General features: G+C 40.2%; 8 protein-coding genes and 1 pseudogene. 5 read left to right on the top strand and 4 right to left on the bottom strand.

What is annotated here, in order from left to right:
* Positions 1-152 precede the first annotated feature (152 nt).
* Positions 153-992 carry a phosphatase PAP2 family protein gene (locus AB4238_RS14605; RefSeq protein ID WP_372034077.1) on the bottom strand — a complete coding sequence of 280 codons (840 nt, stop codon included), beginning with the start codon at positions 990-992 and terminating at the stop codon, positions 153-155.
* Positions 993-1,347: 355 nt separating this feature from the next.
* Positions 1,348-1,704, bottom strand: coding sequence for a hypothetical protein (locus AB4238_RS14610; RefSeq protein WP_220740174.1), 357 nt, complete (start codon positions 1,702-1,704; stop codon positions 1,348-1,350).
* A 288-nt stretch (positions 1,705-1,992) separates the two neighbouring features.
* On the opposite strand from AB4238_RS14610, the gene AB4238_RS14615 reads away from it, so the two are divergent.
* The 4 genes from AB4238_RS14615 (at position 1,993) to AB4238_RS14630 (ending at position 5,141) form a co-directional block, all read left to right on the top strand.
* Positions 1,993-2,412 (top strand): hypothetical protein, encoded by a 420-nt coding sequence (locus tag AB4238_RS14615; RefSeq protein WP_372034078.1) that lies wholly within the window; start codon positions 1,993-1,995, stop codon positions 2,410-2,412.
* A gap of 315 nt (positions 2,413-2,727) precedes the next feature.
* Positions 2,728-2,982 carry a hypothetical protein gene (locus tag AB4238_RS14620; RefSeq protein WP_372034079.1) on the top strand — a complete coding sequence of 85 codons (255 nt, stop codon included), beginning with the start codon at positions 2,728-2,730 and terminating at the stop codon, positions 2,980-2,982.
* A 207-nt stretch (positions 2,983-3,189) separates the two neighbouring features.
* On the top strand, positions 3,190-4,356 hold the full coding sequence (locus AB4238_RS14625) for a BamA/TamA family outer membrane protein (RefSeq protein WP_372034080.1): 1,167 nt from the start codon (positions 3,190-3,192) through the stop codon (positions 4,354-4,356).
* A 2-nt stretch (positions 4,357-4,358) separates the two neighbouring features.
* Positions 4,359-5,141, top strand: a complete 783-nt coding sequence (locus AB4238_RS14630; protein ID WP_372034082.1) for a hypothetical protein — start codon at positions 4,359-4,361, stop codon at positions 5,139-5,141.
* Between the two features lie 91 nt (positions 5,142-5,232).
* Here AB4238_RS14630 and AB4238_RS14635 read toward each other — a convergent pair whose 3' ends face one another.
* Both AB4238_RS14635 and AB4238_RS14640 read right to left on the bottom strand, forming a co-directional pair.
* Complete coding sequence (locus tag AB4238_RS14635) at positions 5,233-7,224, bottom strand: GGDEF domain-containing protein (protein WP_372034083.1); 1,992 nt, start codon at positions 7,222-7,224, stop codon at positions 5,233-5,235.
* A 294-nt stretch (positions 7,225-7,518) separates the two neighbouring features.
* A pseudogene (locus tag AB4238_RS14640) lies at positions 7,519-8,190 on the bottom strand (DUF2785 domain-containing protein).
* 514 nt (positions 8,191-8,704) lie between these two features.
* On the opposite strand from AB4238_RS14640, the gene AB4238_RS14645 reads away from it, so the two are divergent.
* Positions 8,705-8,887, top strand: a complete 183-nt coding sequence (locus AB4238_RS14645) for a CCGSCS motif protein (protein ID WP_372034084.1) — start codon at positions 8,705-8,707, stop codon at positions 8,885-8,887.
* Positions 8,888-9,042 lie beyond the last annotated feature (155 nt).

Genomic DNA, 9,042 nt, shown 5'->3' on the forward strand with positions numbered 1-9,042 from the left:
GCTTTTCACTTAGCCAGCTAAGCATCATCGCTCAAGCCTTGTACTAAAACAATTGAATTCGAACAAAAACTAAGCTCGAAAGATCAACAGCCCCTAGTTAGATATCAGGGACGAACAACTCGTTATTCGCCCCCTCTTGATGAGCTCTTAATTCAATGAACAACATTGCTAGTTGTCATATGGCGGTTGAATAAATAGCTGATATATAAACTAAATGCAACCACGACCAAGTACAGTTGCTGCAACTTTTCAACAATAGGCATTTGAGGGAATTCATTTTTACTCATAGCGCTCAAGGTGCCAAGCAGCAACAGCAATGCCGTTAAAATAAGGTATTGGTACCGCGGTGATAGTGATCTCTCTTTGCAGATTAGTGATGCCACATAAATACTGCTCCAACCAATAATCGCTCCTAAAGCTATATCAATCGGCCAGTGGGCACCAACAGAGATCCGCGATACAGCGACTACGATTGCAAGAGAGACAAAGAATATTCGACTAAGCAAGCGTCTAGATGCTAAATAGGCTGTGCCAGCGAGTAAGAAAATGGTAGCAGTATGACCTGAAGGAAAGCTCTTACTGTGGCGAGCATCGCCGACAATATTTATCTGCTCTAACAGTGCGGCTGGACGCGGTGCATCAAAGTAGCTTTTTAATAGATGTGTCACCACTAGGCAGATAGCTGCAGCTAGAAGTACTCGTAAAATCCAAGCAGGTTTGAAGCAGAGGATCATGACTAGAATGCTACCTGTTACAACTCCGTTACCCATGTCGGTAATGCTTGCCAAAAGCTCGGGACTAAAATGTTGACTCGCTTGATTGATTTTAAAGAAATAAGCGAAGTTAACACTCTCTTTCATTAGTAAAATAAATGCTGTCACTAGCAAGAATAACCCCCACAAAAAACCAGTATCATTTTGAGGTGATACTGAGCCTGCGACAGCCGATTTGTTGATGTTTGGCTGGGTAATGGCCAGGTCGAATTTAGTCATGCCTTTCTCTTGTTAGATGAAGTCGACGCTATTGTATTGTTTGCAAAGTGAAGAAAATGTCATTGTGGGATGATTGCGGCAAGTAAATGGAATCGATTCGTTATCAATCAATTTGAATGGTGCTTTAGAACGGCTAAACTCTCGCAGAGCGAGCAGTGTTTAATACTGATTAATCTTATTTACTCTCTTTAGGCTAGGCGAACTTGTCGTGGGTTTAGGGAAATGTTTAAGCTATCTGAGAGAATATCGATGATGCGACTTATTGATGCTGTGATGGCATTACCAGAGTATTAAACTATTTATTATTGCTCTGGTAATACTTAGCCGTTGAGATATTGGCGCACAGTTTTGGCAATTACATCTCTTCGCTGACGGTACAAAGTCCTTTAAAAGCTTCTTGACCATCAACTTGAACTGTTGCTAGCAGTTGGTGATCGGCTAATGGATAGTGGTTGTAATATAAGTAGGTAGGTGTAGCGCTAATATCTTTGCCATCTACCGCATCGATGCGATAGATGTTACTCATCACTGGTGATTTATAGCTGCCATCAATCTTCACGATTGATTCGTTAGAACGCAAAATCGTAATGTTATTCATAACGACATCATCAGCACCTTTTACTTTGCAGGTAAGATCGCTGGCCTGTACACCTGTGCTTAATGCCGCGATGCTAATCGTTGAACCTATCAATATTTTGCTAAGTGTATTCATTAATATGTTGCCTCATTATTTAGAGAATCTTATGCTTTCGCAGAGATAAAGTTTAATCATTATCTAATTGAGTCTATTACAGCAATATTAGTTCCTAGCTAACAACTGTCAATTTAGTCTAATTAAGAGAAATGTGATGTAAAGTCACTTATTTGCCGTGATAAGTGGGACTGAAAAGCGATTTTTAGCAAAACAAACACTAGCTGTATTGAATTATTCATACTTATTTCAGCTAAGTTTATTAAACTGAAATGCTAATTATGTCATTTTTAAAAGAGGCTTATCATCATGGATAGTCGTAATTCAGACAGTAGCTCGAACACTAGTAGCCGTAAACCTTGGGTCGTACTTGGGGTTATAGCATCGATTGTTGTGGCTGTTTGGTTGTTGCTGATGGTCATGCCTAAAGGCTTTAAGGCGACTCATGAAGAGATAGGTTCAGGTAAGCCTGCAGTGGTCTTTGTTTATGATCCAGGGCTTGCGATAAGTAACAGCCAAACTGAGCAGATGAATGAAGCTCGCGCCCATCTTGGCGATAATGCACTGTTTTTATTGGCTAGAGCAGGCACCCCCGATGGCGATAAGATGATTGCGACTTATCGTGCTGAATCTGCAGAAGTACTGCTATTTGATCCTGCAGGCAGGCTGATAAAAAGGCAATATGGCGTTATTGGTGCCAATGAGTTAATGCAGTGGCTACGATTATAGGGCTGCTTGCACCATTCTAGTACGCGGTTTTGCTAAGCCCACAGCCAGTGGGCTTTAGCCATATTGATTCATGCTTTATCGACTCATTTCTATGTTCAATTTCTCGCTTTACTCCCAGTATTTTGCTCAATCATTAGCCCTTTAAACGCCTATTTTATTACTCATCAGTAACTCATTTATCTGCCATCGTTTCAAAAATGTGTACTTTTCTCATCATCGACTATATTTAATCAAATAAAAGACTTATATCCATTTATCTGCGGCGGGTCTGTAGGTATTAAATAAAAAATGAGCCTCGATTTGAAAAAGGATTTTATGAGAAAGCTAATTCTGTTATGTCTTTTTCCAACGATTCTCTGCGCCGATGTGGCTGAACTTAATCCAGTTCAGCAGCTTCCTGTAGGTGATGCTTTGCCATTTTTTAGCACCTTGGAGCAAGCAGAGCAGAGATCGCAAGCCTATAAAACGGCTATTGATTCAATTGATGAAAAGCTTGATGACTGTAATAGCGAGTGGGACAAACTTGAGCAGCAATTAGATAGTTATAGTAACCCCATTATATTTGTGTGATGAGGTTTTGTTATTGTGATGGTGGCCTGTTACTTACCTAAAGGCTACTGAGTCACTTTGGCGTAAAAAATAATTGTTGAAAACTGTTGTAATGGTAGAATGCGCTCGCAAGTTTATTATTGACCTGTTTGGCGACTCTGCTTGAGACTTCTAATGCAGCATACGTCGCTACAATCCTACTATTTTCCTTTATCGATTCGAGTATTTATGAAACGGATTTTATTACTGACCCTTTTTGCCTTTTCCAATGTCGCCGTTGCGGTTGAACCGCTATTTGAGACCCCTAAAGATATGGAGCCAACTTGGGTTGATGACATTCTGTCGGTATTTGGTGCTGATGGTGAGTTTGATGAGAGCAAGCCGATTGATATGAGCTATTTGCCAACAGCCTATTACACGCCAGAGAAGAAGTTTGGTGTGGGTTTGTTGATGGTCGGTTTGTACAAAACTGATGGCGCAAAAGCTGACGAGCAACCGTCATCATTGGTACTAAACTCATTTGTGTCGATGAACAACTCTTATGGCGTTGAAGTTGAAAATATGACCTTTTTCAACGGTGGCAAGCAGCGTTTATTACTCGGGTTAGAACTACACAATGAAGCGTCTGTTTATTATGGCCAAGGTATCGAAGATGGTAATGTTGACGCAAATCATCATGAATTTGAAGAGCAGGTTTATAGCTTTAAACCACGCTGGATGAGTGAAGTCGCTGATAATTACTTTCTAGGTGTTGGGGCTGACTTAACTTATGCCAGTGCTGACAAACTAGAATTAGTTGAAACGGGACTGCCAGTCGATGCTGATACGACTTTACCGAGCAATTTTAGCTCGGGTGTGGTGGTGACCAGTACTTATGACTCGCGAGATTACCGCTTAAATGCCACTAAAGGCTGGTTATTCCAGATGGATGCGGGTCTGTATCAAAACAGTAAGTATTCGGCGTTCTCAACCTATAACCTAGAGCTTGCTAACTACATCGATTTAAGTTCTACATCCTTGCTAAGCTCTGCTCCTGGGCTGATAGCATGGCAAGTTCAAGGCAAATTCACTGATGGCGATGTGCCTTGGAACATGCTGCCAGATTTAGGTGGCTCAAGTGCCATGCGCGGTTATATCAAAGGTCGCTACCGTGACAAGCAGATGATGATGGGGCAAGTTGAATATCGTTTACCTATCTTCCAGCGTTACGGCATGGTTTTTTGGGGCGGGGTTGGCAGTGTAGCTTCTAAGGTGAGTGACCTGAATGAAGAGCTTATGACTTCATATGGCACCGGTTTCCGTTTTAAAATAAAAGACAATATCAACTTACGCCTCGATATTGGCGTGGGTGAAAATGAAACTAACTTTTACCTCAACGTGAATGAAGTATTCTAGGCATGAATCAATTCGCTGCTTACCTGAAATTGAGCTTGTTAAGCCTAGTTATAGTGCTTGCTTTACCTGTATCTGCCCAGCCGTCAAAGGTTGAGCAGGCGCAAGCTATACAAGTTTCTGCGCAAACGGCAAAGTCAAAAGAGTTGGTTAAACAGTGTAATCGCAGCGCCAGTTACGATATTTATTTAAGTGGTATTCACACTGGCACTATGGAACGAACCGAAAATTGGCAAGGTAAAACTGCGGTAGTGACATCAAGCAGCAAAGCTAGCATTTTGGGTATTGGCACTCGCTATGAACAGCGTGCAGAGCTGTCTTGGTCAACGAAAACGGACGAATGGCTAACTGATGAGTTTCACCAAAAGGTCACAGGCTTTCGTGCAAGGGATATGCAGGTCTCTTTTAGTAATAATGGCCGAGATACTGAGGTAGATATAGATGGTGATATTGACCACTATCACTCAAAGGCCATTGCACTTAGAGATGTTGATACGCTTGCCATTCAAATGCGTCACTTTTTACTGCAAGGTCGCACCCAATTTGCCTTAGTCAGGCAAGCATCAGATGCCATTGAACCCTACCAGCTTTATGTGCAGCAGCTACAAACTACAAAAATCAAGCCGTGGGGCGAGCTAGCTGTGATCCCTGTGAAACAGACGGGTGCAGAGGAGGTGACCTACTACTTTGCCCCGGAATTGGACTATCAGTTAGTTAAAGCTCGTTATCACGGTATTATTCTACAAGGGCTGATTGAACTGAATGCCTACCGTTCAACGTGTGAATAAACGGCCCACTAGAATTTGAGGCAATGCGTGTCATGCCTAGCTTTAAAAGCATTGGGTTCGAATAAAAGCTAAGTTCGAAAGATCTAACGCCCTAAGCAGAATTTTTTGTATAGCTAGATGTTATCTCTGTAAGCTTGAGTAGGGCATTTTTATGGGCAATTGTAATATTGTCGACTGCACTCGCTGGACACTGCAGGTCGTATACTCCTACCGCTCTGTTTCTGCCGTTTTCTTTTGCTAGATATAGTGCTTTGTCAGCCAGCTTAAGTAAGGCGTCAAGCTCTGAAGTGTGGTTGACTTTGCCAACAGGGACGTAGCCAATGCTGATTGTTATATTTCTTGGTTTATCTTCGATGATAATTGGAGTGCTTCTCACCAACTGCATAATACGCTCAATCACCACTTCCACTTTAAAGCTATCATTAGGTGATAACACCATAAGGAACTCTTCACCGCCAAAGCGAACTACCCGGTCATTAGCGCGTAGATCTGATTGTAATGAGTTGACCATCGACTGCAACGCCACATCCCCGGCCGCATGCCCGTATGTATCGTTAAAAGACTTAAAATTGTCGATGTCTATTGCTACTAAAAAGCTTGTGCCATCTTCAATATCTTTAGACATCAGACTTTTTGCTATCACATCTTTGTAATAGCGCCTGTTAAAGCACTGAGTTAAAGGATCGTAAAAAAGCTGGCGATTAATTTCAGCTTGATTGGCCTTATAAATAGTGGCGTTACGCCATAGGGCTTTTATAGCAAACAGAGCAATTAACGTACCCAAAATTAGCGTGATTAGGAGTAGTATGTGGTAATTCCGCTCTAGCTGAGCCTTCTTTTCCAAGGTCTGAATGATTTTTTGCTGTGTAATGGTCGCATCATCCTGCCTAATGCTCTCGTAAACCTGTGTCAGCAGCGTCACTAATGCAGCATGCTCTTTAGCGCTATGTTGTTTAAACAGCTTGCTATACTGTTTTTGTGCTTTAACTACTACTTGTTGGTTGTTTGCTAAAGCGGCTATTTCGATTAACTGCTGCCAATTGTCGATTTGCTTTAGAATGTAATTTTCTCTTCCTAAGTAATCGACAACTTCCTCAAATAACACGGTAGATTGTTCTTGTTTTTTTTCAAATAAATAGATATAACTTTTTAGTAATTTCCCTTGATTAAGGAGGTATTGGTCATCAAAAGTCGTACTGTAGTTTAAGACTTCTTTGACTAGTTCGTTAGCGAGTTGCAACTCTTCCTGAAATAAGTATATTAAAGCAATATCTAATAGAATAAATTTAGATTCTCTTACGTCACCTCTTTCTTTGGCTTTGATGACCGCCTTTTTACTGAAAGCTAAGGACTCACTATACTTTTTCATATTTCTTAGTGTTGTAGAGTGACTTACATAAATTTTATCTTGATACCACTGATTATCTAACTTTTCGATAGTGTCTTGGGCAATGATAGCGTTGGCCAGTGCTAACTCATATTGTTGCAGTTTATTGTAGGTATTAACCAGTTCGAACGACGACATATTCAGTCTATATATATCGTTGTTATCACTCGCGACTTGGAAAGCAATGTTTAAAGCTCTTTCTGAAGACTCAATATCATTGTATTTAGTGAATAGGCTATTGCTGTTTAAGCTTACCCAATATCTTAATGTTGCAAGCTTAGATTTCTGTGCAAATAAGAAAGATTTATAGATAGCTATATCGTAATCACCGTTGTTTTTTTGCCTTGCTATATCCGATTGACAAAGAGCAGTAGCAGCCCTGACTGAATGATTATATTGATTTTCTTGTGATAGTTGCTTCAACTTATCTAGGTTCTGTTGTGCTAACTTCGGGGTTAATCCCGCACGTAATGAACATTCGTACGCCTTGATCAGGGCTCGTTCTGCAACAGATGAATTTGCACTTTCATGGCGTAAAATTTCTAGCTGTTCAAGTTTTTTTAATGGTTCTGCTACATAGCTATTTGCTATGTTATCCATTTTTAACTCAAGGGGGGTAAATATATACTGCTCATCAGCCAAGGATAATGGTGATAAAATAAGCAACACTAAAAATAGAAAAACATTAAGGGCCACAGTCATACCTTTTCAAAAAAAGAGTCGGTTTGATATAAAACGCTGTAAATATTAACTTCCTCCCCACAATCGTCCCGTTATTGTTTTATAGAAAAACTCACTTTAGTATTATTGTGGTGGGTAATAGTTTTATAAGATATTTTTACCATAAAATATACAATTAGGCTATTCAATATCAAAGGCAGTCAGTAATATCTATTTGATTAACAATGGTATCTATTTGTATCTTTTTTTGTGTCTATATATTGAATGTTAAGAGGGATTTATATTTGAAGCGCGTATTTACCTACCTAGCTATACAATTAACTGAGTTCGAGGTGCCATTACTTTAGCGCTATTTTTGAGGAGATCTTTTTTGAGTTTGTTTAATGCCTCTTCTACTTGTGAATACAGCTTTTTAAGTTGCCAATTCTCACTCTTACCGCTGATGATAAAGAGGTTATTCAGAAAACTGCGACTATTGTGCAACTTTGCTAAGCCTAAATAGCTGCTGTAGACGCTTCGCCAATCTCTGAAGGGAGCGGGATCGATGATAGTGCCGACAAATTGGTTTATATCATGTTGAGTTAACTTCTCTGTAAGCACAATATAGATGGCCGGCAGCGCCAATCTCTTTGGTTCTCCATAATGATAAAAATGCGTATCTTTCACGACAACTTGCATCGATATTACTTCTAGTAGCTGTTTCAAGTGAGGTGCAGTTATCTGCTTATTTTACGCTAGTTGTAAAAAGAGATCGGCACTATGAGCTACGGCGTGTCGTCATCCCGCTGTATCATCAAACCCTCTGTAATCATCAATCGATATCATATTGTGAGTGGCTGTATTAATAACGTTTTGGCGCTGCTCTTCTGTTAAGTAGGGGGTTATTCGATCAACCCTTACCACCTCTGCCAGAATTAAAGCAGCAAATGGTTGAGCAAAATTATTCGGGTCTTTATTTGTAGTAAGCAGTATTTGATTCAAGTCGGAAAATAATGTTTGAGTGGTTATGGTCGTTAGCTGTTTGGTTCTAAGCCAAAAGCTGAGCCCCTCATATACAAGGCCATCTAGGATCTCTGGAGCGTTATTATCAATGCAGTTAACTAATGATACCGCAGTCGTTGGTCTTTTCGTTGAGTCAGCGATTGCAAAATCGTTTGCTTCGAGCTGCTGAAGTTGCTCCGCACTAAAATATTTGTCGCAATCAGAACCTCAATTATTGAATGCTATTGAGCACAATAATAAACAATAAATCCCATCCAGTAGCTTCCTTTAACTTGCCTAGAAAATAACTTAATAGCATGGGAAAGGTATCGAGCTTAAGTACAAATGTCGAATCCACTTCATTGTGATGTAAAGCAAATCAGCCTGCATACAGTAGCTAATTTCTAATTAATGACAGCTGTGATGAAAGAGATTGGTTTGTTAGTAGTTGACTAAAATACTCAAGAATTATAACGTGCGTAAAAAATGCAGCTTAACGAGTTTTGGAGTTTATATGTCAGTATCATTTAAGAAAATATTTGGTTTAAACAAATCTGAGGAGCAAGCTGCAGTGCTAACACTTAAGGCTGCCGAGAAAGCTGAAAAAGCGGAAGCGGCTAATGCTGCAGTCAAAGCTGAAAATACCAAACCTAAACATGGCGACAGTGGCGTATGTTGTGGATCATGCTCTAACTAAGACTGGGTCGTTACAGTTTCTTATCTAAAAAGGCTCGCTAAGCGAGTAATGCCGTTCACTTAACGTGAACGGCTTTCTTTTTTATGGGATATCGGTCCTTTGAACACTTCAACACTCTAGGGTAACTACGCTCCCTTTTCCCCTCTAAAATAAAC

Source organism: Shewanella sp. 10N.286.45.A1 (genome assembly GCF_041470405.1).
Taxonomy (GTDB): Bacteria; Pseudomonadota; Gammaproteobacteria; order Enterobacterales; family Shewanellaceae; genus Shewanella.